26 protein-coding genes are annotated in these 25,925 nt (G+C 68.8%); 6 read left to right on the top strand and 20 right to left on the bottom strand.

All coding sequences use genetic code 11. The features are described from left to right. Window positions 1-22: 22 nt before the first annotated feature. The 4 genes from OG555_RS21880 to OG555_RS21865 form a co-directional block, all read right to left on the bottom strand. Window positions 23-892, bottom strand: coding sequence for a Cgl0159 family (beta/alpha)8-fold protein (locus OG555_RS21880; protein WP_442914535.1), 870 nt, complete (start codon window positions 890-892; stop codon window positions 23-25). A gap of 386 nt (window positions 893-1,278) precedes the next feature. Beyond that, the gene (iolC, locus tag OG555_RS21875) at window positions 1,279-2,220 is read right to left on the bottom strand and encodes a 5-dehydro-2-deoxygluconokinase (protein WP_329474377.1); all 942 of its coding nucleotides are present in this window, start codon (window positions 2,218-2,220) and stop codon (window positions 1,279-1,281) included. Further along, window positions 2,220-3,101 (bottom strand): sugar phosphate isomerase/epimerase family protein, encoded by an 882-nt coding sequence (locus tag OG555_RS21870; RefSeq protein WP_329474376.1) that lies wholly within the window; start codon window positions 3,099-3,101, stop codon window positions 2,220-2,222. Before OG555_RS21870 ends, iolC begins: the two co-directional genes overlap by 1 nt. Before the next feature lie 46 nt (window positions 3,102-3,147). After that, on the bottom strand, window positions 3,148-4,146 hold the full coding sequence (locus OG555_RS21865) for a Gfo/Idh/MocA family protein (protein WP_329474375.1): 999 nt from the start codon (window positions 4,144-4,146) through the stop codon (window positions 3,148-3,150). A 145-nt stretch (window positions 4,147-4,291) separates the two neighbouring features. Here OG555_RS21865 and OG555_RS21860 point away from each other — a divergent pair, with 145 nt between their 5' ends. Then, window positions 4,292-5,029 (top strand): GntR family transcriptional regulator, encoded by a 738-nt coding sequence (locus OG555_RS21860; RefSeq protein WP_329474374.1) that lies wholly within the window; start codon window positions 4,292-4,294, stop codon window positions 5,027-5,029. 12 nt (window positions 5,030-5,041) lie between these two features. Here OG555_RS21860 and OG555_RS21855 read toward each other — a convergent pair whose 3' ends face one another. The 5 genes from OG555_RS21855 to OG555_RS21835 form a co-directional block, all read right to left on the bottom strand. Then, entirely contained in the window at window positions 5,042-5,506 is a 465-nt protein-coding gene (locus OG555_RS21855; protein WP_329474373.1) for a hypothetical protein, read from the bottom strand. Between the two features lie 407 nt (window positions 5,507-5,913). Continuing rightward, window positions 5,914-8,136 (bottom strand): HNH endonuclease signature motif containing protein, encoded by a 2,223-nt coding sequence (locus tag OG555_RS21850; protein ID WP_329474372.1) that lies wholly within the window; start codon window positions 8,134-8,136, stop codon window positions 5,914-5,916. 516 nt (window positions 8,137-8,652) lie between these two features. Next, on the bottom strand, window positions 8,653-8,892 hold the full coding sequence (locus OG555_RS21845; RefSeq protein WP_329474371.1) for a hypothetical protein: 240 nt from the start codon (window positions 8,890-8,892) through the stop codon (window positions 8,653-8,655). A 60-nt stretch (window positions 8,893-8,952) separates the two neighbouring features. Further along, window positions 8,953-9,327, bottom strand: a complete 375-nt coding sequence (locus OG555_RS21840; protein WP_329474370.1) for an IMP cyclohydrolase — start codon at window positions 9,325-9,327, stop codon at window positions 8,953-8,955. A 62-nt stretch (window positions 9,328-9,389) separates the two neighbouring features. Continuing rightward, window positions 9,390-9,731 (bottom strand): hypothetical protein, encoded by a 342-nt coding sequence (locus OG555_RS21835; RefSeq protein ID WP_329474369.1) that lies wholly within the window; start codon window positions 9,729-9,731, stop codon window positions 9,390-9,392. Window positions 9,732-9,825: 94 nt separating this feature from the next. Here OG555_RS21835 and OG555_RS21830 point away from each other — a divergent pair, with 94 nt between their 5' ends. Further along, on the top strand, window positions 9,826-10,485 hold the full coding sequence (locus OG555_RS21830) for a TMEM175 family protein (RefSeq protein ID WP_329474368.1): 660 nt from the start codon (window positions 9,826-9,828) through the stop codon (window positions 10,483-10,485). 47 nt (window positions 10,486-10,532) lie between these two features. Here OG555_RS21830 and OG555_RS21825 read toward each other — a convergent pair whose 3' ends face one another. The 7 genes from OG555_RS21825 to OG555_RS21795 form a co-directional block, all read right to left on the bottom strand. Further along, window positions 10,533-15,395, bottom strand: a complete 4,863-nt coding sequence (locus tag OG555_RS21825) for an NAD-glutamate dehydrogenase (RefSeq protein WP_329474367.1) — start codon at window positions 15,393-15,395, stop codon at window positions 10,533-10,535. Window positions 15,396-15,511: 116 nt separating this feature from the next. Next, window positions 15,512-15,721: a ferredoxin gene (locus OG555_RS21820; RefSeq protein ID WP_329474366.1), complete on the bottom strand. Its 210-nt coding sequence runs from the start codon at window positions 15,719-15,721 to the stop codon at window positions 15,512-15,514. After that, the gene (locus OG555_RS21815) at window positions 15,718-16,917 is read right to left on the bottom strand and encodes an NADH-ubiquinone oxidoreductase-F iron-sulfur binding region domain-containing protein (protein ID WP_329474365.1); all 1,200 of its coding nucleotides are present in this window, start codon (window positions 16,915-16,917) and stop codon (window positions 15,718-15,720) included. The genes OG555_RS21820 and OG555_RS21815 overlap by 4 nt, the downstream gene beginning before the upstream one ends. Window positions 16,918-16,925: 8 nt before the next feature. Beyond that, the gene (locus OG555_RS21810) at window positions 16,926-17,483 is read right to left on the bottom strand and encodes a hypothetical protein (protein ID WP_329474364.1); all 558 of its coding nucleotides are present in this window, start codon (window positions 17,481-17,483) and stop codon (window positions 16,926-16,928) included. Next, window positions 17,483-18,391: an FAD:protein FMN transferase gene (locus tag OG555_RS21805; RefSeq protein WP_329474363.1), complete on the bottom strand. Its 909-nt coding sequence runs from the start codon at window positions 18,389-18,391 to the stop codon at window positions 17,483-17,485. The genes OG555_RS21810 and OG555_RS21805 overlap by 1 nt, the downstream gene beginning before the upstream one ends. Then, the gene (locus tag OG555_RS21800) at window positions 18,388-18,702 is read right to left on the bottom strand and encodes a hypothetical protein (RefSeq protein WP_329474362.1); all 315 of its coding nucleotides are present in this window, start codon (window positions 18,700-18,702) and stop codon (window positions 18,388-18,390) included. The genes OG555_RS21805 and OG555_RS21800 overlap by 4 nt, the downstream gene beginning before the upstream one ends. A 91-nt stretch (window positions 18,703-18,793) precedes the next feature. Continuing rightward, the gene (locus tag OG555_RS21795; protein WP_329474361.1) at window positions 18,794-19,291 is read right to left on the bottom strand and encodes a MarR family winged helix-turn-helix transcriptional regulator; all 498 of its coding nucleotides are present in this window, start codon (window positions 19,289-19,291) and stop codon (window positions 18,794-18,796) included. A gap of 95 nt (window positions 19,292-19,386) precedes the next feature. On the opposite strand from OG555_RS21795, the gene OG555_RS21790 reads away from it, so the two are divergent. Beyond that, window positions 19,387-20,382, top strand: coding sequence for an NmrA/HSCARG family protein (locus OG555_RS21790; RefSeq protein WP_329474360.1), 996 nt, complete (start codon window positions 19,387-19,389; stop codon window positions 20,380-20,382). Between the two features lie 190 nt (window positions 20,383-20,572). On the opposite strand, the gene OG555_RS21785 is transcribed toward OG555_RS21790, so the two are convergent. Next, window positions 20,573-21,382: a hypothetical protein gene (locus tag OG555_RS21785; RefSeq protein WP_329474359.1), complete on the bottom strand. Its 810-nt coding sequence runs from the start codon at window positions 21,380-21,382 to the stop codon at window positions 20,573-20,575. A 342-nt stretch (window positions 21,383-21,724) separates the two neighbouring features. Here OG555_RS21785 and OG555_RS21780 point away from each other — a divergent pair, with 342 nt between their 5' ends. The 3 genes from OG555_RS21780 to OG555_RS21770 all read left to right on the top strand — a co-directional run bounded on the left by OG555_RS21780 (window position 21,725) and on the right by OG555_RS21770 (window position 23,798). After that, the gene (locus OG555_RS21780; RefSeq protein WP_329474358.1) at window positions 21,725-22,684 is read left to right on the top strand and encodes a sigma-70 family RNA polymerase sigma factor; all 960 of its coding nucleotides are present in this window, start codon (window positions 21,725-21,727) and stop codon (window positions 22,682-22,684) included. Window positions 22,685-22,779: 95 nt separating this feature from the next. Further along, window positions 22,780-23,358: a dihydrofolate reductase family protein gene (locus OG555_RS21775; RefSeq protein ID WP_329474357.1), complete on the top strand. Its 579-nt coding sequence runs from the start codon at window positions 22,780-22,782 to the stop codon at window positions 23,356-23,358. Continuing rightward, complete coding sequence (locus tag OG555_RS21770; protein WP_329474356.1) at window positions 23,355-23,798, top strand: nitroreductase family deazaflavin-dependent oxidoreductase; 444 nt, start codon at window positions 23,355-23,357, stop codon at window positions 23,796-23,798. The genes OG555_RS21775 and OG555_RS21770 overlap by 4 nt, the downstream gene beginning before the upstream one ends. Before the next feature lie 9 nt (window positions 23,799-23,807). Here OG555_RS21770 and OG555_RS21765 read toward each other — a convergent pair whose 3' ends face one another. The 3 genes from OG555_RS21765 to OG555_RS21755 all read right to left on the bottom strand — a co-directional run bounded on the left by OG555_RS21765 (window position 23,808) and on the right by OG555_RS21755 (window position 25,907). Beyond that, window positions 23,808-24,101: a hypothetical protein gene (locus OG555_RS21765; protein WP_329474355.1), complete on the bottom strand. Its 294-nt coding sequence runs from the start codon at window positions 24,099-24,101 to the stop codon at window positions 23,808-23,810. Between the two features lie 675 nt (window positions 24,102-24,776). Then, entirely contained in the window at window positions 24,777-25,271 is a 495-nt protein-coding gene (locus tag OG555_RS21760; protein WP_329474354.1) for a DUF4265 domain-containing protein, read from the bottom strand. Window positions 25,272-25,484: 213 nt separating this feature from the next. Next, a complete protein-coding gene (locus tag OG555_RS21755; protein WP_329474353.1) occupies window positions 25,485-25,907 on the bottom strand; it encodes a hypothetical protein in 423 nt (140 codons plus the stop codon). Window positions 25,908-25,925: the final 18 nt, after the last annotated feature.

The raw sequence follows: 25,925 nt of genomic DNA, 5'->3' as shown, positions 1-25,925 counted from the left end.
CTGATGCCCTCGCTACGCTCGGTCATGCGGCACCTCCGTGGACGAGGGCCGCGGCGTGGTCGACCGCGGCCGCCACGTCACCGTCGGGCGGGAACAGCAGCGCCCGGCCGACGACGAGGCCACGGACCGAGGGCAGGATCAGCGCCTTTCCCCAGGCCGCGTACGTCGCCTCCGGCGCGCCGGTCGGGTCACCACCGAGCAGCAGCGTCGGCAGGGTCGTCGCCTCCATCACCCGTTCGAGGTCGTCGACGACCGGCAGCTTGAGCCAGGTGTACGCGCTGGTCGCGCCCAGACCGGAGGCGATCTGGATCGACTTGATCACCGAGTCCGGGTCGAGCAGATTCGTCACCCGCCCGTCGTCGGTGCGGGTGGACCAGAACGGCTCCACCATCGCCATCAGCTTGTGGTCGGCCAGCCCGGTGACGGCGGCGGCGCTGTGATCCAGCGTGGCCACCGTGCCCGGGTCGGCCAGGTCGATCCTGGTCAGCATCTTGCCGCCGTCGAGCCTGCGGGCGGCGATCTCCTCCGCCGAGCGGTAGGCGGTGAAGCGGTCGTCGAGTTCGAAGGACGCGCCCTGCAGGCCGCCGCGGTTCATCGACCCGATGACGACCTTGCCTTCGAGCGCGCCGAGCAGCAACAGATCCTCGAGTACGTCGGGGGTCGCGAGGACACCGTCGACACAGGGCCGTTGCAAGGCGGTCAGCAGCCGGTCGATCAGGTCGGGCCGGCTGGCCATCGCCATCCGGTCACCGCGGACGCCGAGCGCGCCCCGCGCCGGGTGGTCGGCCGCCACGATCAGCAGCCGGCCGTCGTCGCCGACCAGCGCGCGGGTCCGGCGCTGCTGCCAGGCTTCGGCGACGCGCTCCGGATGGCGGACGCGGATCTCGGTCAGCTCCGCGAGCCGGCTGCCGAATCCTTGCGCGGCCGGATACCCGGCCTGCGGTACCGATTGCTCGGTCGGCAGGTCGAGGTCCGCGATGACCGTCGTCTGGCCGTCGGGAGAGGTGGGATACACACCAGGTGCCGGCCGGCTCCGCGTCGGGGCGGACTGCACGACCACGGTCGGGTCGTCCGGGCCGGGGCGGCGGGCCGCGATCGTCGGGTCGTCCGGGCCGGGGCGGCGGGCCGCGATCGTCGGGTCGTCCGGGCCCGGGCGGCGGGCCGCGATGGTCGGGTCGCCGGGGCGGGCGATGACGGTCGGCTCGTCGTCGGGGCCTGGAGCGTGGTCCGCCCGGCGGATGGGGATCTGCCGGCGGGCGTCGGGATTCGGGTCAGAGGTCATGCTTCATCACCCATGGAGGAGAGGACTTCGGCGGTGGTGGGCATGGCGGTGGAGCACTCGAGGCGGGAGGCGACGATGGCGCCGGCGGTGTTGGCGAAGCGGATGATCTTCTCCAGCGGCCAGCCGGACAGCAACCCGTGGCAGAGCGCGCCGCCGAACCCGTCGCCGGCACCGAGACCGTTCACGACCTCGACCGGGAACGGCGGTACCTCGACCCGCTCGTCCCGGGTCCGGGCGAGGGTGCCGCGCGGACCCTGCTTGACGACAGCCAGGTCGAGCCCGCGGTCCAGCAGCGCCTGGGCGGCCTTGTCCGGATCGGTCTCGCCGACCGCGACCTCGCACTCCTCACGGTTGCCGACGGCAACGGTGCAGTGGTCGAGCGCGCGGCTCACCTGCTCGTGCGCCTCGCCCGGATCAGCCCAGAACATCGGCCGGTAATCCAGGTCGAGCACCGTGATCGGCCTGCGTCCGCGCGCCTCCCAGGCGGCGAAGTGCGCCGACCGGGACGGCTCCGCCGACAGCCCGGTCACGGTCGACCAGTAGATCCGGGCGTCCCGGATCGCGTCGAGGTCGAGCTCGGACGGGTTGATGACGAGGTCCGGCGCCTTCGGGAATCGGTAGAAGTACAAGGGAAAGTTGTCCGGCGGGAAGATCTCGCAGAACGTGATCGGCGTCGGCAGCCCGTCGACCGGGGCGACGAACTGATCGTCCACGCCCAGCTCGCCGAGGGTCCGGTGGATGAAGGTCCCGAAGGGATCGTTGCCGGTCCGGCTGATCACCGCCGACGTGCGCCCGTGCCGTGCCGCAGCGACCGCCACGTTCGTCGCACTGCCGCCGAGGAACTTCCCGAACGACGTCACGTCCTCCAGGTGCGTACCGACCTGCAGCGGGTACAGGTCGACCCCGATCCGCCCGATCGTGAGTACGTCGTGCGCCATCAGACCCCACCCGCGATCGCCTGCAGGTGCTCGATGCTGCCCCGGACGTCGGCCACCGGTCCCTCATCGGCCGGCGGACCGGCCAGGATCGTGTCCTGCTCGAGCACGTACCAACCGTCGTACCCGGCGTGCTCCAGCGTGGTCACGATCGTGGCGAGGTCGATGTCACCCGCGCCGAGCGGGCGGTACATGCCCTGGCGGACGGCGTCGGTGTAGCTCACCTCGCCGGCCTGGACCTTCGCGGCCCACTGGGCGTCGACGTCCTTGAGGTGGGTGTGCTTGATCCGTCCCGTGTTCCGCAGCGTCAGCTCGACCGGGTCGACGCCGCCGATCAGGAGATGCCCCGTGTCGAGGGTGAGTCCGATCGACGAACCGCGCAGGACGCGATCGACGTCGTCGGCGTTCTCGACCATGGTGCCGACGTGCGGGTGGATCGTGGCCAGCACGCCGCGATCCGCGGCCAGCGCGGACAGCTCGTCCAGGTTGGCCAGCAAGGTGTTCCAGCCGGCCTCGTTCAGCACCGGGCGATCGTCGTACCCCTCCTGGCCGGTCGCAGCGGCGAGGACCAGGGTCGTCGCGCCGGATGCAACGAAACCTTCGAGGGCCTCGGCCACCTCGGCGGACGGATCGTGCGCCGGGTCGTGCAGGACGACCGGGACGAAGCCGCCGACGGCTCGCAGGCCCAGGTCGGCCAGGGTCTTCGCCTTCTCGGCCGGATCATCGGGCAGGAACCCGTCCGGGCCGAACTCGGTCGCCGCGATACCGACCTCACGCATCTGGGTGAGTACCGTCCGCGGGTCGTACTGCCAGCCCCACCCCGGGACCTCGCAGACGCCCCAGGAGATCGGGGCTCCGGCGATCCGGAGAGCAAGGTCAGTCATCGGCCGATCTCCTCTGGTGTCGATGCAGGCTTCGAGCGGTCGTGGCTCATGCGATCTCGTCGAGGGTGACGACGCGGTTCTCGCGGCGGGAGAGTTCGCAGGCGTCCGCGGTGCGGAACGCCTGGTAGGCGTCGCGGACCGTGCACGGCACCTCGCGGGTGCCCGCCACAACCTCGGTGAAGGCGGTCAGCTCGGCGACGTACGCCGGGCGGAACCGATCCATGAATGTCGGATGCGACGCTCCGCCGGGGAAGGTGACACCGGCCTCGGCCGAACGCAACGCGGTGTGCTCGTCCAGACCGACTGCGATCGAGCCGAGGCTGCCGAGGATCTCCATCCGGACGTCGTGGCCGGCGGCGTTGTACCGCGTACCGCTCACGGCGACGAAGGTGTTGTCGTCGAGGGTGAGCAGGGCGGCGGCCGCGTCGACATCGCCGTAGTCGCTGAAGAACGACTCGCCGCGGTTCGCGCCGGTGGCGAAGACGCTGACGACCTCGCGGCCGGTGACGTACCGGATGATGTCGAAGTCGTGCACGGTGCAGTCGCGGAAGAAGCCGCCACTGGTCGCGATGTACTCCTTCGCCGGCGGGAACGCGTCGTTCGTGTTCGCCCGGATGTGGTGGATGAACCCGAGTTCTCCGGACCGCACCTGGGTGGCGGCCGCCTGGTACCCGGCGTCGAAGCGGCGCTGGAAGCCGATGTGCACCGGTACGTCGGAACCCTCGACCAGCTCGACCACCCGTCGGGTCTCGGCGAGGTCGATGGCGACCGGCTTCTCGCAGAACGTCGGCAGGCCGGCCGCGACACCGGCGGCGATCAGGTCCGCGTGCGCCGTGGTCGCGGCCGCGATCACGAAACCGTCCAGCCCGGTCGCCAGCAACGCCTCGACATCCGGCGCGAACTCCACACCCTGGTCCTTGGCCACCAGTTCGGCGCGGCTCGCATCGGCGTCCGCGACCACCAACTGGTCCACCGCCGGCAACGCCTTCAGCGTCGCGGCATGGAACGCCCCGATCCGTCCTACCCCGACCAACCCGATCCGCATCTGTAGACCTCTCTGCTCATGCTGCCGCGGTACGGCCGTGTGCTCGTTGCCCGCAACTTTCCCGGCCGACGGAAGAGGTGTCAATAGTTTGTTAACACATTTTCACGTCGAGACATACATACCTTCCTCATGTAACATCCCCGCCATGGTTGCCCTTCCGGTCAGCATCGATCGGACCAGTCCGGTGCCGCTCTATCACCAACTGGCCGAGCAACTGACGGCTGCCATCACCGGTGGCTCACTCCACCCGGGCGACGCGTTCGAGAACGAGATCGCCATGTCGGACCGCCTCGGCCTGTCCCGGCCGACGGTGCGGCGGGCGATCGCCGAGCTGGTCAACCAGGGCCTGCTGATCCGCCGCCGCGGCATCGGCACCACGGTCGCGAACCAGATGGTGCATCGCAAGGCCGAGCTGACCAGCCTGTACGACGACCTGGAGCGCGAGGGCCGGACGCCGCGGACCGAGGTGCTCTCGCTCGACTGCGAGGCCCAGGACGACCGCGCGGCCGCGGTTCTCGAGCTCCCGACCGGAACGCCGCTGGTATCGATCGTCCGGCTCCGGTACGCCGACGACCTCCCGCTCGCGATCATGCGCAACTGGTTGCCTCCGGCACTCAAGGACCTGAGCCTCGAGGAACTCACCAGCACCGGCCTGTACGCCGTACTCCGGGCTCGCGGGATCCGGCCCACGGTCGCCCGCCAGCGGATCGGCGCCCGCAACGCCACCGCCGACGAGCGCCGCACCCTGCACATGTCCAAGGCCGAACCCCTCGTCACCATGACCCGCTCCGCGTACGCCGCCGACGGCTCCCCGGTCGAGTACGGCAACCACTGCTACCGAGCCGACCAATACTCAGTAGACGTGGTCGTCTCCGAACGCTGACCGGGGTATCGCTCAGGTCAGCACTACATACAGACTGGACGCGTCCACGGTCGACTCGGCGTAGATCTGCACCGGCACCGGATCAGGTGTGACCTGGACCTCGGTGGTGGCGGCCGACAGCGCGTCCGAGATGTTCAGTACGCCGCTCTTCACCTCGAGCTCACCGGAGAAGATCTGGCCGCCGGCGGCGTCGCCTGGCGAGTCGACGACGCGCACGGTCACCTCGCCCCCGTCCGCGCCATCGCCCTCGTCCTCGCCCTCGTCCTCGCCCTCGTCCTCGCCCTCGTCCTCGTCCGCGTGCCGGACGCGGACGACCAGCGCACTGGCGGCGACCGCGACCGGCTCCTCCGGCGAGTCCCAGGATGGGATCTGCTCCGTCGACTCCGCGTCGGTGATGAGCAGCACGCCATACGGGAACTCGGCCTCCAACTCGGCCTTCAGCACCGGGAACTCCTTCTGATCGTTGTCGAGGTTCACCGTTTGCCCTGCCGGACCATGTTGATCCACAACCCCTGCGCGTTGCTGCAGGCCTGACAGTGCGGATACAGGACCTGCGGAGTACCCGCCGGAACCGTGCGGGAGACCGGCTGGTGATCACCGATCCAGTTGCAACTCTTGGTCCCCGGCGGGCTCGCGCCGCAGGAGTGACAGCCGACTGGTTGCCGGCCGGGTCCCAGCTGTAGGTGTCGTCCTGCGCGGCCTGGGTCTACGCGACTGAGCAGTGTCTGAGGCCCTCCGATCAGCGTGGTGAGCATCAGCCGGATCCAGGCCTGCCTGCAAGCCGGTTGCTGTCGGCCGGGCTGCCGGCGGCTGATGCGAGCCCGGCGCAGGGCTCGCGGGCCGGGTGTCCCAGCACAACCTCGCTCCTGGGCCTGCCGCCGGGCTTACGCCGCGGTGGTGGCAGCGCCACGAACCTCCGCGGAGTCGCCCCATGGGTCGAAGGCGCCACGGGTATCTGTGCGGGGCTTGCTGCCGCGATCAGCGTCCGGGATCGGATCCAGGGCATCGCCCCAGACATCGACGCCTGTACTCACCAGCCGATTGTCGGCCGGCTCGTTCTCGGCCGGCTCGTTCTCGGCCGGCTCAGTAGGTACGCCGCGAATCCTGTCGCCGGATCCTTCGCCCCACGGATCGACGTCGGTGGCGGATGAGCGCGGCCGGGCGCGCATGGGTCGTTCGTCGGGGGTGTCGCCCCAGGGGTTGAGGCGTGCGGTGTCGTCGGGGGTGATCCAGGGTGGGTCGGTGTCGCGTGGCCAGGCGCGGGTGACTGGGCCGCCCGCGGCTGCGCCGGTCGTGGGTGCGTGACCGGCACTGGCGCTGGTTGTGGGTGTGTGACCGGTAGTGGCGCTGGTTGTGGGTGCGCAGCCGGTAGTTGGGTTGGTTGTGGGTGCGCAACCGGTAGTTGGCTCGGTTGTGCGTGCGTGACCGGTAGTTGGGTCGGTTGTGGGTGGGTGACCGGTGGTGGTGCTGGTTGTGGGTGTGGCCGGGGGTGGGTGGGGTGTGGTGGTTGGTGGTCGGTATGTGTTGCGGGGGTTGGGGTTGGGGGTGGCCCAGGCGGGGCGGGCGACCTCGACGGTGCCGTTGGTGATGTGTATGGTCCAGTGGCCGGCGTGGAGGTCGCGGTGGCAGCGTTTGCAGAGTAGGGCGAGGTTGGTGATTTTGGTTTCGCCTCCGTCGATCCAGCTGATGATGTGGTGGGCGTCGCAGTAGATGGGTGGGGCGCCGCAGCAGACACAACCCTTGTCGCGGGTGATGAGGGCTTTGCGGATCGGGCCGGTCGCGAGCCGCACGGTGGTGCCGACGTCCAACGGCTGGGAGTTCGAGCCGAGCACGATCGGGAGGATGTGGGCGTCGCAGGCCAGGCGGCGGATGGTGGCCGCCGACAGGGCGTCGCCGTAGATCAGGTGGCCGAGTTTGTCGGCGGTGGCGGCCTTGAGGTCGTTGTAGTCGATGGTGACGGTGATGTGCGGCTTCGAGCCGTGCCCGGGAGTGAACCCGGGTCCCTGACGGTTGCCCGCGCTGCCCGCGCTGTCCGCGCTGTCCGCGCTGTCCGCGCTGTCCGCGCTGTCCGCGCTGTCCGTGGTGGTGGTTCTCGCGGGCGCGGTGTCGGTGGTGGCGGCAGTGTCCGTGGGCTCACTGGCGCCCGTGGAGGCGCTCGCGGAGGCGGCCGTGGCGGTGTCTGCGGGCGCGGTGGCGCGTGTGGCGGCGGCGGTGGTGGTGGTGGTGGTGGCTGTGCCCGTTGTGGGGCTGGTGGTGGTGAGGAGGGTGGTGAGGGCGTCGGCTTGGCGTTTGGTGCGGGGGCGGGGGTCGGGGGCGCCGTCGATGGTTTTGTGGGGTTTGGCGTGGGTGTGGATGAGGGTGCGGAACAGTTCGGCGTTGTCGTTGGCCAGGTAGCCGGTGAACGCGACGCCGTTGGCGGCGTTCTTCAGGGTGAGGGTTTCGCGGTCGTAGGCTTTTTGTTCGGCGGGTTCGGGGCCGCCGGTGTCGAGGCGGTCGCGGACGAGCCGGCCGGCCTTGCGCAGGTCGAGCGGGCCGTGGGTGCGGCCGAGTTCGACCAGTTGCTGTTCGGCGACCCGCAGGTCGTCGGCCGGAACCGTGGCCGGGACCTTGTCCAGCGCGGACACGATCGCCTCGGCCTGCGCCGGGTGCAGCAACACCCCCACCCCCGCACCATCCACCCCCGCACCATCCGCAGCCGCGCCGTGCTCGCCCGCATCGTGCTCGCCGTCGTTCCCATTCCTGCCGCTCGGGTCGCTGCCGCTCGCGTCGTCGGTCAGGTCGCCGTCGCTGGCGCCGGTATCGGTCGTTGGGTTGTCGGTCAGGGGGTTGGGGTCGGGCAGGGCGGCGGCGACGGCGGGGTATTTGGGCAGGGTGGTGAGGTGGACGTCGCGGCGGGCCTTGGTGGGGTCGATGCGGTAGCGGAAGGTGAGTAGCCGGGCGGTGGTGCCGGCGCCGAGTTCGTGGGCGTGGCCGGTGGTGTCGAGGCCGGCGATGAGGTGCAGGGCGAGGGTTTCCAGGCGGGCGATCTCGGCGTAGGCGGCGTCGAGAGTGGACAGCATGTCGCTGCCGCTCATCGACCACACCGGTCGCTGTCCGAGAATCTCCATACACAAACTGTAGACAGCCTCGCCGACAGTTTTCAAACCCGGATGCCCTTGTTTTCAAGGGATTCCGTTCACAAGAGGTTGTCCACAACCGCCCCGGGCTGTGGACAACCGCTGGAGTGACACGAGCTATTGCGTTACCGCTGGTGCCTCGCCAGGAAACGTCGAGGTCGTTACCGCACTCGCCCTCCGCCCGGGTCAATTTCAGGGGAGAACCTCGCAAGTGCACCCTTCTACCCACCGCATACCGGGGGTGAAGGGACCAGATCAGGGGTGAACCCCGCACCTGGCCGCCAGGACGGGCTTCGGGGTGGTGGTCACTCCGGATTATGTCCCCAATCTTGCTTGACGCGGCACTAGAAACGCACGGCCGACATGACTGTTGTCGTCGGCAACAACCTTGGCCAGTGCACCGATGTGGGTTCATCCCGGTCAACCAGCACACCACGATGGTCAGGCGCACGTCGTCGCCTTCTCTGTCCTGAGTGGCTCGCGTCCGACCTCGACAGGCCGCACCGGTCAGCGCTGGATCGCGTCCGCGAAGCTCGGAGCGTCGAGCGGCACTACGAACAGGGCGACGCGCAGTCCCGGGTCGAGCCGGCCCCAGACGAGATCGGCGACCGACGTCCAGGCGGTGTCGGTGGACACGACTTCCGGGATGCCGGAGGTGATCACGCCGGCGGCGGTTCCGGCGTACGTGCTGATGGTGACGGCCGTGGCAGGTGGCAACTCGGGGATGTACAGCGACGGATGCTGCACCAGGTCCTCCGCGCCAGGCAGGGAGCGGGCCGAACCGATCGTGATGCCGGTCCCGTCGGCCTACGCGGTCGCGAAGATTCGCGGAGTCCGGATCGGCGGATCCGGCTCGTAGGCTTGGTCGCGCAGGGCCAGCTGCAGGTCGCGTCCGGCCGCGCGCGCCTCCGCCAGTTCGCTGACCTGTGTGCCGTTGCCGACGACGATCCAGCCGTCGCCACGGACGGCGGCGGTGTAGTGCCGCAGGTCGTCGGTGGATCCGCCCGAGACGTCCTGTACGACGATCTCGTCCGCGGACACGACCAGTTTCCGTCGCTTCGACGCCGGACTGCGCCCGGTCAGCCAGTACGCGGCGAACCCGGCACCGTCCCGGTCCCGACCCAAGGCGAGACCGCGCCCTGGATATTCAGCCGCGCCAACCAGGTCCTCGAGTCTTCGCACACCCGCATTATCGCAAGCCGGGCGACGAGGTCGGCGCGGCGACGGTCAGGCCTGATTCGCGATCAGGTCCGGACCAGGCCACCGAGCCGACCGCGCCCCAGGCCACCGTCTCGGCCTGGGTCGGGCTCAGCGCCTGGTCCCATGCGGGCGAGTTCGGCGCGGAGGCCGACGGAGAGCTGGGCCAGCTCCGAGCCGTCGGTGTCGACAATCTCCTCGAGCATCGACGCGGCCCTCGAAAGGGCGATCGCGTTCTGGTCCTGCCAGGTGATCACCCGGTCCTCGGGCTCGGCCGAGGCGTCGGTCGTGGCGTCGGTCGTGGCGTCGGTCGTGGCCAGCACCTGACGGGTCAGCCGGGCGTGCATCGCATGCAGGTCGTCGCGCAGCGCGGCGCGCAGGTAGATCATCGCCGTACCCGAAAGCCGGCGAACGTTCCTGTGTTCGTGCTCTGAGGTCTAGCGTCGATGCTGAACCGAGCAGTGAGCCAGGAGGGGGAGAACCATGGACCATACGCAGGAACTACGGCAGTACGACCGCCTGCACGATCCGGCCCGGGTGTTGGCCTTGAGCGATGGGGTCATCGCTATCGTCATCACGCTGCTGGTGCTGGAGATTCACGTGCCGGAACTCACAGGGGGTCAGGACCTCGCCGAGGCGTTGCACGAGATCCGACCTTCACTCACAGGGTTTGTCATCAGCTTCATCGTGACCGCGATCGCCTGGGCGGGACACCGCGACCTCTTTGCGCTGATCCGGAGGACGGACCGCACCCTGGTGTGGCTGAACATCCTGTATCTCTTTCCGCTCTGCCTGTTGCCCTTCGGTGCGGCACTCATCTCTCGCTACGACCGAGAGCCCGTAGCGCTCCGGCTGTTCGGGCTCCTGCTCGTGCTGATAGCGATTACGCGGCTGATCATCTGGTTGTACGCAACGAACCGACGGCACCTGCTGTACGAACCCATCAGTCGTCGCACCAAGACGGCGGTGGTACTGATCGTTGGCGTGCAGATAGTGCTGTACGTGCTCGCAGTCCTGATCTCCGAAAGCGCACCGGTGGCCAGCTTGGTGATCTACGCGGGGGTCCCCATCCTCTACTTCATCGCCATGTTCGTCGATCGTTCGACGGCTCCTCCAGGGGCGGTGGAGGACGACTTCACCTGAGTTCGGCCTGATTGGGCTGGTCGAGGGTGATCCACCTGTGGTTACTGTCAGGCCTGATTCGCGATCAGGGTCCGGACCAGGCGGAGGCCGACGGACAGCTGGGCCAGCTCCGGGCCGTCGGTGTCGACAATCTCCTCGAGCATCGACGCGGCCCTCGAAAGGGCGATCGCGTTCTGGTCCTGCCAGGTGATCACCCGGTCCTCGGGCTCGGCCGAGGCGTCGGTCGTGGCCAGCACCTGACGGGTCAGCCGGGCGTGCACCGCATGCAGGTCGTCGCGCAGCGCGGCGCGCGCCATCGTCTGCCACCGGTCGGTGCGCGGCAGGCCGATGATGCGTTCCAGGAAGCGGCCCAGCTGCAGCCGCTCGCCGAGCGCGAAGTGCACTTTGGCGACCTCGAGGATGTCGATGTCGTCGCGCGACGCGGTCTCGACCACACCAAGTCCCGCGTACGCCGGTGGCAGCACAGCGATCCGGGTCGCGAAGTCGGGCGAAACCCCCTTCTGCACCAGGGCTTCCCGGCGCTGCTCGAACAGCGCCAGCTCGCGGCCGCGCAGCAGCTCGGGCAGTGCCGCGGTGAGCTTGGCGATGCCGGGACCGAAGAACTCGATCAGGTCGTCGATGTCGAGCGGTGGGCGCCGGTTGCTGACCAGCCAGCGGGTCGCGCGCTCGACCAGCGTCCGGGTCTCCAGCCGCATGTGCGTCTGGACCGCCGCGTCGACGATGTTGTCCAGCTCGGCGTTGCGGGACATCAGCTCGGGCTGCGAGAAGATCCGCGACGCGGCCAGATTGCAGCGCACGACGTCCTCGACCGACCCACCGGTCTCCAGCGAGAGCCGGTGGAACGCCGTGATGCCGGAGGTGTTCACGAACTCGTTCACCACCTGGGTGGTGATGATCTCGCGCCGCAACTGGTGGCCCTGGATCTGCTCACCGAACCGCTCCTGGATCGCCTTCGGGAAGTAGCTGGCCAGCTTGTGCGCCAGGAACTCGTCGTCCGGCAGCGACGTCTTGAGCAGCTCCGCCTCCATCACGATCTTCGTGTACGCGATCAGCACGGACAGCTCCGGCGAGGTCAGCCCGCGACCCTCCGCCTTGCGCTTCTTGAACTCGGCCACGCTCGGCAGGAACTCGAGCTGCCGGTCCAGCAGTCCTTGCCGCTCCAGCCGCCGTACCCAGTCCTGATGGACGTGCAGCAGGGCCGGCGCCTGCGCGGTCGCATTGGCCAGCGCGATGTTCTGCCGGTAGTTGCTCTTCAGCACCAGCACGCCGACCTCGTCGGTCATCGAAGCGATGATGTCGTTGCGCTGCTTCTCGGTCAGGTCGCCGTCGGCGACCACCTTGTCCAGCAGGATCTTGATGTTCACCTCGTGGTCGGAGGTGTCCACGCCGGCCACGTTGTCGATGAAGTCGGTGTTGATCCGGCCACCACCGGCGGCGTACTCGATCCGGCCGAGCTGGGTGAAGCCCAGGTTGCCGCCCTCACCCACCGCGCGGGCACGCAGCTCGGCGCCGTTGATCCGGATCGCGTCGTTGGCCTTGTCGCCGACGTCGGCGTGCGACTCGGCGGTCGACTTGACGTAGGTGCCGATGCCGCCGTTCCAGAACAGGTCGACCGGCGCCTTCAGGATCGCGTTCATCAACTCGGCCGGCGTCAGCGTCGCCGGGCTGCCCTCGAGACCGAGCACGTCGCGAACCTCGGCCGAGATGTGGATCGCCTTGTCGGTCCGCGGGAAGATCCCACCACCGGCGGAGATCAGCGACGCGTCGTAGTCGGCCCACGACGACCGCGGCAGGTCGAACAACCGCCGCCGCTCGACGAACGACGTGGCCGCGACCGGGTCGGGGTCGAGGAAGATGTGCCGGTGGTCGAACGCCGCCACCAGCCGGATGTGCTCGGACAGCAGCATCCCGTTGCCGAACACGTCACCGGACATGTCGCCGACGCCGACGACGGTGAAGTCCTCGGTCTGGCAGTCGTGGCCCAGCTCGCGGAAGTGCCGCTTGACCGACTCCCACGCGCCGCGTGCGGTGATGCCCATCGCCTTGTGGTCGTAGCCGACCGAGCCACCGGAGGCGAACGCGTCACCCAGCCAGAAGCCGTACTCCTTCGCGACCCCGTTCGCGATGTCGGAGAACGTCGCCGTGCCCTTGTCGGCGGCAACCACCAGGTAGGCGTCGTCGCCGTCGTACCGGACCACGTCCTTCGGCGGAACGATGTCCCCGGCAACAATGTTGTCGGTGATGTCGAGCAGCCCGGAGATGAACGTCTTGTACGACGCGATGCCCTCGGCCAGCCACGCGTCCCGGTCGACGGCCGGGTCGGGCAGCTGCTTGGCGTAGAACCCGCCCTTCGCACCGACCGGCACGATCACCGAGTTCTTCACCATCTGGGCCTTCACCAGGCCGAGCACCTCGGTGCGGAAGTCCTCCCGCCGGTCCGACCAGCGCAGCCCGCCGCGCGCGACCGCGCCGAAGCGCAGGTGCACACCTTCGACGTGCGGCGAGTACACGAAGATCTCGTACGCCGGCCGTGGCTCCGGCAGCTCCGGGATCGCCTTCGGCTCCAGCTTCAGCGAGATGTAGGACCGCGGCCGGCCATCCGGGCCGGGCTGGTAGTAGTTGGTCCGCAGCGTCGCCTTCATCACGGTCAGGAAGGACCGCAGGATCCGGTCCTCGTCCAGGCTCTTCACCGTGTCCAGCGCGGCCAGGATCTCCTTCTCGAGCTGATCCGTGCGCATGGTCCGGTCCGGGTCGTCGGCCGCACCGCGGGCCGGGTCGAAGCTGGCCTCGAACAGGTGGACCAGAAGACTCGCGATGTCCACGTGGGTCAGGAACGCGTTCTCGATGTAGCTCTGGCTGAACGGCGTACCGCCCTGCCGGATGTACTTGCGGTAGGCGCGCAGGATCGACACCTGGCGCCAACTCAGGCTGCCACGCAGTACCAGCGCGTTCAGCGCGTCGGACTCGGCCCGGCCCTCCCAGACCGCCTGGAACGTGTCGGAGAACAGGCGGCGCAGCTCCTCGCGCTCCTCGGTGTCCTCCGGCGCCTTCAGCCCGAAGTCGTAGATGTACGCCGCGGTGCCGTCGTCGCAGCGGATCTCGTACGGGCGCTCGTCGATCACCTCGACACCCATGTGGGTCAGATGCGGCAGTACCTGCGACAGGGAGAGCGCCGTACCGGTCCGGAAGACCTTGAAGCGGCGTTCGCCCTCCCACTCCTCGTCGATCGGGCTGTAGAGCGACATGGCCAGGCCGTTCTCGGCCGGGAGGCTCTGCAGCACGTTGACGTCGTTGACCGCGACGCGGGCGTCGAAGTCCTCCTTGTAGGCCTCCGGGAACGCGTTCGCGTACCGCCGGGCCAGCTGGGTGACCGCACCGTCGCCACCCTGCGCGTGCAGGGCCGCGGTGAAGTCGTCCGCCCAGGCGCGGGTCGCCTCGATCACCTTCTGCTCGAGCAGGTCGGCGTCGTACTCACCGACCGTCTCGCCCTGGCTCATCCGGACGACGAAATGCACGCGAGCGAGCACAGACTCGGTCACGTAGGCGGCGTAGGTGACGGTCTCCGCGCCGATGGCGTCCTTGAGGATCTGCTGCATCTTCAGCCGAACCGCGGTGGTGTAGCGGTCGCGCGGCAGGTACACCAGGCAGGACAGGTACCGGTTGTAGACGTCCCGCCGGACGAACAGCTTGACCGCACGCCGCTCCTGCAGGTGCAGCACCGACTGCACGATCGGGAGCAGGTCCTCGACCGGCGCCTGCAGCAGCTCGTCGCGCGGGTAGGTCTCGAGGACGTCGAGCAGACCCTTGCCGCTGTGGCTGTTGGGGTCGAACCCGGTCATCCGGAACAGCTCCAGCGCCTTGCGCCGCAGCACCGGCACCTGCATGACGCTCTCGGTGTACGCCGTCGACGAGAGCAGACCGATGAACCGGCACTCCCGGACCGGCTCGCCGTTCGCATCGAACTGCTTGATGCCGACATAGTCCAGGTACGTCGACCGGTGCACGGTGGACCGCGAGTTGGCCTTGGTCAGGATGAGCAGCTTCCGCTCCTGCGCCCGCGCGCTCGCCTCCGGCGGGAGCTTGCCCGACCCCGGCTTGGGGTCCGGCCGGAGGATGCCGAGCCCGGTCCCGGGCCGGCCGCGCAGGATGCCCTGGTCACCCTCCATGGTGAAGTCGTACTCGCGGTAGCCGAGAAAGGTGAAGTGTTCGTCGGCCAGCCACTCGAGCAGCTCGCGCGCCTCCTCCACCTCGTTCTCGCCGACCGGCAGGTCGGCCGCGTTCAGCGACTCGGCGATGGAGACCGCCTTCTCGTGCATCTTCGGCCAGTCCTCGACCGCCTCGCGCACGTCGTGCAGCACCTTCTGCAGCTCCTGCTCGAGGGCGCGGTGCTCGGCGGAGTCCGCGATCCGCTCGACCTCCAGGTGCATCCAGCTCTCCCGGACCAGGTCGTGCCCGTCCGTCGCCTCGGTGTCGTCGAGGACCTCGTGCAGGGTGCCGGCGATGTCGCGGCGGACCACGAACTGGGGATGGATCAGCAGCAGCAGCTCGATGTTGTGTTCGGCGATCGCCATCGCGGCGCTGTCGACCAGGAAAGGCATGTCGTCGATGACGATCTCGATCACGGTCCGGCCGTTCGCCGACCAGCCGTACTCCTCGAGGGTCGGCGTGAAGACGTGCACCTTCGCCGTACCCTGCGGGCGGGACATCGCGGTCTTGTAGTGATGCCGTGCCGCGCCCAGACAGTCGTTCGGCTGCCGCTCGGCCACGTCCTCGGCGGCGACGTACCGGTAGTACCGCTCCAGGAAGGTTTTCAGCTTCGCCGGATCCACCGACTTGTCGTGCCCATGTGTCCCCGCGGCCACCGCCTTGGCGAGCACATCCGCCTTCTGGACGTCCAGCTTGCTCTGCATTCCCCACCGTCTCCACACGTGACCTCGGCGCGGCTCGTCGCCGGACCGCACGACGTTGTGCGGTCACTCAGAGACTAGTCCACCTTTGTCACTGGTGTGATGTCGGGACGAGCCTGTCACACCCGCTTGACCGGTCCGTTCAGCCGCAGTGCCAGGGCCGGGCAGGCCAGGACTGCGCGGCGCGCATCCGGCACCTCACCGGCGGTGAGCTCGCGACCTCTCAGGAGCGGGAATCCCCACTCGTCGAGGACGATGTCGTCCGGCAACAGGGTCGCGCAGAGGCCGTGCCCGTCGCAGCGCGTCCAGTCGATCTCCAGCTTGTTCACCACGCACCTCCCGGGACCGGCAGGACTCCCCGGACCGGCCTTCCGCAACCGCCACCGGCGAGGTGCAGCCGCACGTCTTCACCGAACACTTCGAGTGCCGATCCGAGGAACCGCGCCGAGCCGTCCGGGTGCGCACAAGCGCCCCGGCCCGGGATCAGCCCCAGGTGCCGATGGGCGTCGTACCAACCGGCCGGATCGCCCTTGACCAATCTGTCGAAGTCGTCGACAAGCGACGCCAGTCCGAACACACACGGACCGCACTGCCCCGCCGACTGACTTGCGAGCCACCGAGCGACCCGATGCACCTCACCGAGCGGGCAGGTGTCCGCGCCGAGCGCCAGGATGATGCCCGCGGACACTTCCGGTCGCTGCAGTGTCAGACCATCGGTCCGCGGCAGCCAGCGGCCGTGGTACCCGCCGAGCAGCACCGGCCCGGGTTCCGCGCCGGCGAACTGCAGCACTGTGTCCAACGGCACACCGGTCGGGGTCTCGATCACACCAGGCCACTGCACAGCCCCGTCGATCGTCAGCAGCTGCGTGCCCGGCTCGCTGATCAGTCCGGTGTCACTGAACCCTCTGGCGCCGAGCCGCGCCAGCACGGCGAGCTGCGCGAACGTCTCCACGTTCGACAGGAAGGTCGGGCGCCGGTGGTAGCCCTTGCGCGTCGGCAGCACCCTCCGACCGGGCGGTACGGCGGGACCGCCTTCCAGCGCACTCAGCACCGCACGGGCCTCGCCCGCGACGAAGCGGCCTGGCGTGTCGGTCACCTCGATCGCCAGACCGTCATCACGCTCCATCAGTGCCTCACGCACGGACATGGCCGCGGCCGCGTCGTGGACGGCGATCAGCACGTGGGGCGCGCCGAGCGCGTGAGCCAGGCTGGTGGCGCCGTCCAGGACGAGGTGTGGCGCGAGGGTGAGGAGCAGGCGGTCCTTGCGGCTGACCGGCTCACTCTCCGAGCCGTTGACGACGACAGCCTCGACGCCCTTGGTCGGCAGGTCCGCGAGCTTCAGGGCGACCGGGAAGGCCGCGCCACCGCGTCCTCTGAGCCCGACTGCTTCGGACAGCGTTGTGTAGTCCTCGCGAGTGAGGTCCGGCTGGACTCCGTGGATCCACAGGTGACGCTGCCGGTCCAGTCGGCCCTGGTCGAGTCCGGCCAGCACTCGGGCCTGACCGATGACTCTTGTGTCTTGCATGGTCATCGTCATTGGGCCCTCCAGGCACGGGCAAGGTTCGGAGACGTGGTGGCGCGGACGCGGTAGGCACCGGCTGCACCGACCGCGGTCAGGCAGCCGATGGTGATGGCGAGCATCCACGGCGTACCGCGGTCAGTGCCGGCCAGGAGTGCGTGCCCGATGGACAGCAGCCAGCCGACCGACGCGGCGATGTGGATCGTCCGCCAGTGCTTGGCGAAGGACGCTGACCGAGCCAACCGGCCTCGTGCGGCCCCGACGACAGATGTGAGCACGATCCCGTAGAGGGCGAGCACGCCGACCACCATCGCGAACGGCCGATAGCCGGCACCGAACGGCCAGAGCAGGACCGTCGGACTGATAGCGACGAAGCTGTCGGTGATGACAGCTATGACGTGAGTGGTCAGCAGGACCAGCCCGGTGGCGGCGGCCGAGCGGTGCACGTACTGCAGCCAGAACCGGCGCTCCGGCCGCCGACTGCCTGACATGACCATGCCGAGGGCGGCCGACAGGGTGAACATGATCATGGCGACGATTCCGGCTGCGCGGGCCAGGTACCAGAGCGTCATCAGGCGGCCCTGCTCGCAGCCGGCCAACCCGACAGCTCGGTGGCCTCACCGTCGTCGGCGACAAGCCGGGCCGGGTGACCCGCCAGGGTCAGTCGCCCCACGGCCGCCTCGCCAGTGGCGACAAGCGCCGTACTGAAGGTGTTCGCGCGTACGGCGGTCGGAGCCCAGACGGATGCGGTTCGCCAAGGGCCGTCCGCGGGGCGTCCGGTGCGCGGGTCGATGACGTGGTGCCCGTAGCCGGTCGGGGTCTGCCAGCGGCGTACTGTCCGGGTCGACGTGGTCAGGCCGCCGTGCGCGAGGCTGACGAGGACTCCGGAGTCTCCGGCGCGCTCGGCGACGGTGATGATCCAAGGCTCGGCCGGCTTGCCCGCGGCTCGCAGGTCACCACCGATCTCGACGAGGACTGCACAGCCGTAGCGCTTGCTGAGTACCAGGGCCGCCCGATCGGCGGTCCAGGCCTTGGCGGTGGCGCCGAGGTCGAGCGCGGAGTCCTTCGGTACGCCGAGCAGGGCGAGCTTGCGGTTGAGCTGGACGCTTTGCCAGCCCGGGACCGGCTTCGCGTCACCGGTCGGCTGCGGGAATCTCCGCCGTACCGCCTCGATGTCTTCGTCGTAGCCGGCGGCGATCAGGGCCGAGCCGACGGTCGGGTCGACCGCGCCGCCGCTCATCGAGCCGGCCACCAGGCTCACGTCGACGAGGTCGACGAGCAGCCGCGAGACCGGCACGAGGGCGCCGGCCCGGTTGTTGACAATCGACAGCTCGGAGTCCGGACGGAACCGGCTGGCCGCCTTGTCGACGCGATCCATCAAGGCCTTCAGGTCGCCGCACGCGGCGCCGAGGACGGCGGGGTCGTCAACCGTCAGGCGGACCGTGCAGCTCCAGGCCGACCAGGTCCGGGACGCGGTCATGATCCGTTGCTCCCACCCTGCGACGTGGAGCCCGAGCCCGCCGAGCCCAGCCCACTGCCCGAGCTGTTGGAGTCGTCGGAGCTCGAGCCGGAGCTGCTCGAACCCGAACTGCTGCTCGAGCCGGAGTCGTCGGAGCCGGTGGCCGTCGTACCGGTGTTGCCGGAGTTGCCGGAGCCGGAGTGTCGCGCGGACACGACGGCGACGGACAGCCCGGTACCGCCGATGCCGAGGACCGCGGTCGCGATCGCTGCGGCCGACGCCCGGCGCAGCCAGCGCCGGCGGGGTGAGGAGAAGGGATCTGTGGTGACCATGGCCTCAGCCTCGCCGGAGGCGCCTCAGCCGCACTCCAAGAGAAGGTCAAGCGACCATCAAGTCCTGCTGAAAGCTCTCTGAGAGCTCTCCTCAGGATGCGTCGAGACCGCTGACCGCCGGCGGGCAGTCGGTGTGGCAGTGCTTGCCGATCGCCTCGACGATGTCTTCCGACACCTCACCGAGCACCGCCAGCCGGTCCGGGCCGAAGACGTCGACGAAGAACTCCCGGACCCGGGCCGCGTGGGCCGGTGCGCAGGCCTTGATCGCGGCCCTCCCCGCCTCGGTGATGGCGATCTCGGGGTACCGCGAGTCGCAGGACTCCTTGCTGATCAGGCCGCGCTTCTCCATCCGGCTGAGGTGGTGCGACATCCGGCTCTTCTCCCACTGCGTCAGCTGACCCAGCTCGAAGGCGCGCATCCGGCCGGTCTCGGACTCGGACAGGTTGACCAGGATTTCGAAGTCCGACTTGGACAGGCCGAACTCGCGCTGGAGATGCCGCTCGAGGTGCGTCTCCAGCGTTTTGTGCATGAGCAGATAGCTGCGCCACGCCTTCTGCTCGTCGTCGTCGAGCCACGGTTCCTTGCCCACGACCCCCATCCTACCTGGTCGGGTTGACACATCAACCAGACGAGCTACGATCGATCGAGTTGACACATCAACCCAACCTCTGGGAGTTGCTGGATATGAGTGAGAAGAAGCTGATCGCCGTCGTCGGAGCCACCGGAGCGCAGGGCGGTGGACTGGCCCGGGCGATCCTCGACGATCCCTCGCACGAGTTCGCCGTACGGGCGCTGACCCGGAACCCGGACTCCGCCAAGGCCAAGGAACTCGCGGCCGCCGGCGCCGAAGTGGTCGCGGCCGATCTGGACGACGAGGCGAGCGTGCGGGCCGCCTTCGACGGCGCGTACGGCGCGTTCGTGGTGACGAACTACTGGGTCGAGCGGACTCCCGAGCAGGAGGCGGCCCGGTCGCGCGCCGAGATGGAGCTCGCCCAGGCCGAGGCCGCCGCGCAGGCCGCGCGCGACGCCGGCGTCAAGCACCTGATCTGGTCGACGCTCGAGGACACCCGGCCGTTCTTCGCCGGCCGACACGACGTACCGAGCCTCGACGACGGCCGCTACAAGGTCCCCCACTTCGACGCGAAGGGCGAGGCGGACGCGCTCTTCACGAAGTACGGCGTACCGACGACCTTCCTCCGTACGACGTTCTACTTCGACTCGCTGATCAGCGGGATGGAGCCGGTCCGCAACGCCGACGGCAAACTGATCCTCAACATGCCGATGGCCGACCAGCCCCTCAGCGGAATCGCCTCGGAAGACATCGGCCGCACCGCACTCGGCGTCTTCCGCCGCGGCCCCGAACTGATCGGCCAGACCGTCAGCATCGCCGGCGACCACCTGACCGGCGACCAGTACGCCGCCGCCCTGACCGCGGCCCTCAAGGACACGCTGGGCGAGGACATCACCTATCAGCCCCTCACCTGGGACGAGTTCCGCGCCCTGCAATTCCCCCTGGCAGTAGAAATCGCCAACATGTTCCAGTTCTACGCCGAAGACTCCACCCGCTTCACCGGCGACCGCAACCTCACCGAGGTCCGCAACCTCAACCCTGGTTTGCAGTCCCTCGAAGACTGGCTCACCAAGCACAAGCGCGACTTCAAACTCGAGCCCACACTGTAAGTCAGCTGGTGCGAGGGCAGCTCGACGAGGTGCCCTCGGACCAGTCGCCCGTGCTCACGAAATCGCGACGCTGACCGTCGTTCAGCAGCAGTCCGTGGAGCAGCGACGGAGCCAACGGCAGATGAAACGACCAGGTGGCAACCGGCAGCCCCTGGAACCGTGGAGACTTCCACGCCTGGCTGGTGATCAATCAGCCGGCGTTGGAGTCGAGCAGGTATGTCGTCAACCGGTCGTGGCGCCGCTGCCGCAGTCGGCCGGCCACCCACAGTCCGAGCCATCCGACCACGAGCGCCGTCGCGCAGATCATCAGGGCGTCTGCGACGAACTGCGGCTGCGTCAGCGGACGCTCGGGGGCGTCGAAGAGCCAGTGTGCCGCGACAATCGACGGGAGGACGACCGTCGCCGCGATCGCCGGCACGACCAGGTACGGAGCGACCAACAGGATCCCCCAGCGTATCGTCGTCCGCCGATCGCTTCGATGCTGCCGGCGCCATCGCAGCGGTCGCGGGTTGTACGGGAACACGAGGCCGAGCCAGGCTGCCACGGGCAGGATCCCGAGCGGCAGGATCACCAGAACTACGCAGGCGGCGACGACCTTGACCGGGTGCTGGCCCTGGACGCCGATAACGAGAGCGATCAGAGCGCACGGTAGCCCGACGAGCGATGCGAGCACGAGGCAGCGGGCGGTGAGCCACGTCCGGAACGCCGCGCCATCGTTCAGGACCGACACCGCCTTTCTGTGATCGTCGCCCACAACGTTTGTGGACGGCGTATCCGCAAGCATCCAGGTAGCCAGGAGGACCGGAAAGGCCAGCGGCCCGTGCAAGGCAAACAGCCAGTCGTGAACCTGAGGTGGCAGGAGGAACCAGGCCGCCGTCATCAGCAGCGCGTTGCCGATCAGCGCGGCCGGCAGCTCCCACGGCGGCCGGAACACACGGCGGTATGTCTCCGTCACCGCACGCCTGAACGACACATGCCCGAGCGCTGAGGGACCTCGCATGCTACGCATCATGCCGCTGCCGACCTGGATGACGCCATCACGGACGGATAAGCGGCGATCGGCGGTCGAAGTCGAAGCTGATGCACGGCGGACAATGGGCTCGCCAGCCTATTGCCTGCTATCCGGTCGCGACGCTGAAATATCGCTGTTGCCGAAGTTCGCAGGGGCACTTGCCCAGCGGCCACGGTGCGGACAGCGCTACATGGCCGACGTTGATGAATGCTCCGTCCTGGAACTCTCACGACCATCGGCTGCGTGCGTTGGCCGGCCCCCACGGCCTCGCCGAGCTGCCCTCGAACGGTCGGTCCATGCCCACCAGATCGCGACGTAGCCTGGGAAGCTGTGACGACGAGTGTCGAGTTCACCGAGCTCACCGGGACGTACCGCCGCGAGTTGCTCGCGCATTGCTACCGCATGCTCGGTTCGATCGACGAGGCCGAGGACGTGGTGCAGGAGACCTACCTGCGGGCGTGGCGGTCGTACGACGGCTTCGAGGGCCGGTCATCGGCGCGGACGTGGCTGTATCGCATCGCCACGAACGCCTGCCTGACCGCGATCGAGCGTCGTGGCCGCCGGCCGCTGCCATCGGGTCTCGGCGCCCCGAGTACCGACCCGGATGTGCCATTGGTGGCCGGACCGGAGGTGGCGTGGCTTCAGCCGTACCCGGACATTCTCCTCGGTGACCTCCCGGACGACCCCGCGGCGGTGGCGATGTCGCGGGCGGGGATCCGGCTCGCGTTCGTCGCCGCGTTGCAACATCTCTCGGCCCGGTCCCGCGCCGTACTGATCCTGCGCGATGTCCTGCAGTGGTCGGCTGCCGAGGTTGCCGAGTTGCTGGGGACAACCCCGACCGCCGTGCACAGCGCGCTGCGGCGTGCTCGTGCCGACGTGGCCCGCTCGACGCCGGCCGTCGACGACGTCGCGGAGCCGGACGAGGCGGAGCGGCGTGGACTCGTCGAGCGGTTCGCGGCAGCGATGGAGCGTGCGGACGCCGCCGCGGTGGCCGAGCTGCTGCGCACGGACGCCACCCTGGAGATGCCGCCGCTGCTCACCTGGTTCGCCGGCCGCGATCCGGTGGCCCGCTTCCTCGGCGCCAACCTGCTGCTCGAGCCCGGTGGTCTGCGCACCGTCCGGATCCGGGCCAACGATCAGGACGCGCTGGGCGTGTACTCACGCGGTCCCGATGGCGTCCACCGCGCGCACGCGGTGATCGTGCTGACCGTCTCTCCCACCGGCATCACGCGCATGGTCGCGTTCCAGGATTCCGCCCTGTTCCCGGCGTTCGGACTGCCGTCCGAATAGAACTTTCGCTGCGCACGACGAATCGGCGGACCGGTGCGGGTCTGTCTGTGTAGGTCGTCCGACGATGGGCGGCCGCACAGCAGACGGAGGACGCAATGCGCAAGCTCATCGCCGCCATGAAGATGTCGCTCGACGCGAAGGTGGAAGGCCCGGACGGTACCGCCGACTGGGTCGAGGCGTGGTCGGACGACTACGGCCTGACGCCGCAGATCGACGCCTGCCTGCTCGGCGGAGGCATGTACCCCGGCTACGAGACGTACTGGACCGGGATCCAGACCAAGCCGGAGACGCCGGCGTGGCTCACCAGCGAGCCGCCGACGCCGGCCGAGCGGGAGTGGGCCGACTTCATCAAGCAGACGCCCCACTACGTGCTGTCCAGCACCCTGCAGACCACGTCGTGGCCGAACACGACCTTCCTGCGTTCGGTCGACGACGTGGCAGCACTCAAGCAGCAGCCGGGCAAGGACATCTACCTTGTCGGTGGAGCGCGCATCACGGCGTCCCTGATCGACGCCGGCCTGGTCGACGAGCTGCGGTTGATCACGTACCCGCTCGTCGCCGGTACGGACAGCACCGCGCTGTTCGCGACGTCACCACGCCGCAGTGCCGAGCTGCTCGACGTACGGCAGCTCGACCGTGGCAAGGTGGCGCTGACCTACGGATTCGCCTCATGACAGCTGCGGACAACAGCCAGGTGGTCGCCGAGTTCCGCGCGAACGGCGGCCGCCTGGGCGGCCCGCTGGCTGGAACGCCCGTCCTGCTCCTGCACCACGTGGGGGCGCGAACCGGCGCGCGGCGGGTCACGCCCTTGGTGTACTCCTGCCATGCCGGCGACCGCGTGGTCGTCGTCGCGTCCAACGGAGGCGAGCCGAGCGATCCCGCCTGGCTGCACAATCTCCGAGCTCATCCGGACGCCGCAGTCGAGATCGGCACCGATGTCGTTGCGGTGCACGCGGCGGAAGCGGGCGGGGCCGAGCGCGACGAGCTCTGGCAGGAGGTGGTGGCCCGCTACCCGGATGTCGGACGCTTCGGCTCGCGGACAGACCGCCCGATCCCGCTCGTCGTCCTGCGGCGAATCGCGGCACCCACCGCCCGCGTCATCGACGTTGCCTGACGCAACTGATCAGGACGGCCGGTCGTAGTACTTGCAGACGGGCGCGACCGTCGGGGTGGCTGTCGTCGTCGTGCCGTCGCGGGAGGTCCTGGTGTACGGAAGCGTGCATTCCCGGGTGTCCGGGGGATCGGTGGTCGCGTAGACCTGCCGGTCGTTCGCGTCGTACCCGCGGACAACGTAGTCCTTGCGCGCGGGATCGTCCGCGTCGTAGGGACCCCACTTCGTGCGGCCCTCGGTGGGTGCGAACCAGAACCCGTCCTGGACCGGCAACCCATCCGATCCCCCCAGCACCACCGTCGTCACTCCGCCACCTCCAGATCGTCCGCCACGAGGGGCTCTCACCGGATATGTCGCGACCCCGGAACCGGAGTTCCGGCAACCGTCAGAGGCACGGGTCGAGGCGTGCGCTGAGTACGCCGAACGCAACCATCGCGAAGGTCGCCAGGCCAGCCGGAACGAAGACGGCTGGAAAGCCAGAAGGCCGAGGCCGCCCGCACAGAACAGGAAGCCTCGGCCCCTGACTCACAGACCGCGGATGTAGAAGGTGCGGCTGAGTCCTGCCTGGTATCTGTGGCAGGTCGGGAAGTAGACGCGGTACGGGATCAAGCCCTTGTACCCAGGACGCGTCGCGGACGTCGTACCGGCATGGTCGACGATCCTGCCTGGTGCCGCGTCAAGCTAGGTTGGGGAGGTAATCCGCAGTGACCACCACCCCGAAGCCCGCCCCGGCGGCCAGGTGCGGGGTTCACCCCTGATGTACTCCCTTCACCCCAGGTATGCGGTGGGTAGAAGGGTGCAGCTGCGAGGTTCTCCCCTGAAACTGACCCAGGCGGAAGGCACGCGCGGTAACGACCTCGACGTTTCCTGGCGCGGCGCTAGTTCGAGCCACACCTACCGAGGCATCCAGATGGCGACGCAGTCATGGAGGCTCTCGAATGTGAAGCGTGCCCCGTGCCGGCACCGAGGTGGCCTGGAGGCTCAGATACGGAACCGCTCGACGTCACTCCATTCCCAATACAGGTGAGCCGCAGCCTCCCCTCTCTCGAAGTAGTCCATCATTGATTCCGCATCGGCACCGGGTGGTACGTCGATCGCCACATGCCGATCACCACTCCACTCGAACAGCAAGCCTGCTCGCGAGATCCGAGCATCAATTTCTGCCTTGATCATCCGGATCTGCTCTGCATCCGCCTCCGCGAGCAGAGCCCTCAAGGCTCGATGTCCTGAACGTCTGACGAGTTCGATCACAGTGCTTTCGGCCGAGATCCGAACCGTGTCGCGCAATGCGAGGCCGTAGGCACGGAACGGAATACAGCACAGCACGGCCTCACCGTCGTCGCCCGTTCGTTGCAGCCAAACCTGCTCGATCTGACCCTCGAACTCGAAGGGAGCGAGGTCGATCCTTGCAATGTAATTGCTCTCGCCGCGAAGGGCGGGCGCATCATGCACGATGAAGTTCACCACGTCCGGCACCACAGCACCTTAACCACGGAGGAGGCGGTCGGATCAGCATTCCTTCCCTGCATCGGCTGCTGGACCGTGACCGGCCGGCCAGAGCTCGGGGCCGAGCCGACGCTGTGACCCGGTCGAGGCGCCGCGGGTTCTTCACTTCCTCACCGGCCGCAGCTCGACAAGCTGCCCTCGAAACAGGTCTTCAGTGCTGGGCGCCGGCACGGGAGATGCCCGTCAGGCGGCGTCGAGGGCTTCTGTGATTTTGCGGATCATTTCGGTCATGGCGGGGCCGGTGCCGCCGCGCTCGGCTCGGGCGCCGGCGTCGATCGAGGTGACGACGGTGCTGCGGAAGTTGGCGGCCTCGGCCGGGTCCTGCTGATTGAGCAGGCTCATGGATGCCGTCAGGGCCGGCAGTACCTTGTCGGCCAACTCGGCAGTGGACTTGCCGTTCAGTTTCACGCCCTTCTGCTTCTCGGCGAGCGCGTGCCCGACCGGGCCGGTCGCGGAGGCCAGGGCGAGGGCGCCGGCGACGGCGACCTTGCCGGCCGATTTCACGCCGGCGGCGGCGATGAGTGCGACAGCGCCGTGCGCGGCGGTCGCCAGGGTGAGCTTGTCCTGGTCGGTCAGGGTGATCGAGGAAGTGCTGTTGTTCGTCATGCAGACAACCATCCCGGT

This window comes from Kribbella sp. NBC_01484 (assembly GCF_036227145.1).
GTDB lineage: Bacteria > Actinomycetota > Actinomycetes > Propionibacteriales > Kribbellaceae > Kribbella.
This window is presented reverse-complemented; position numbering and strand designations above follow the sequence as displayed.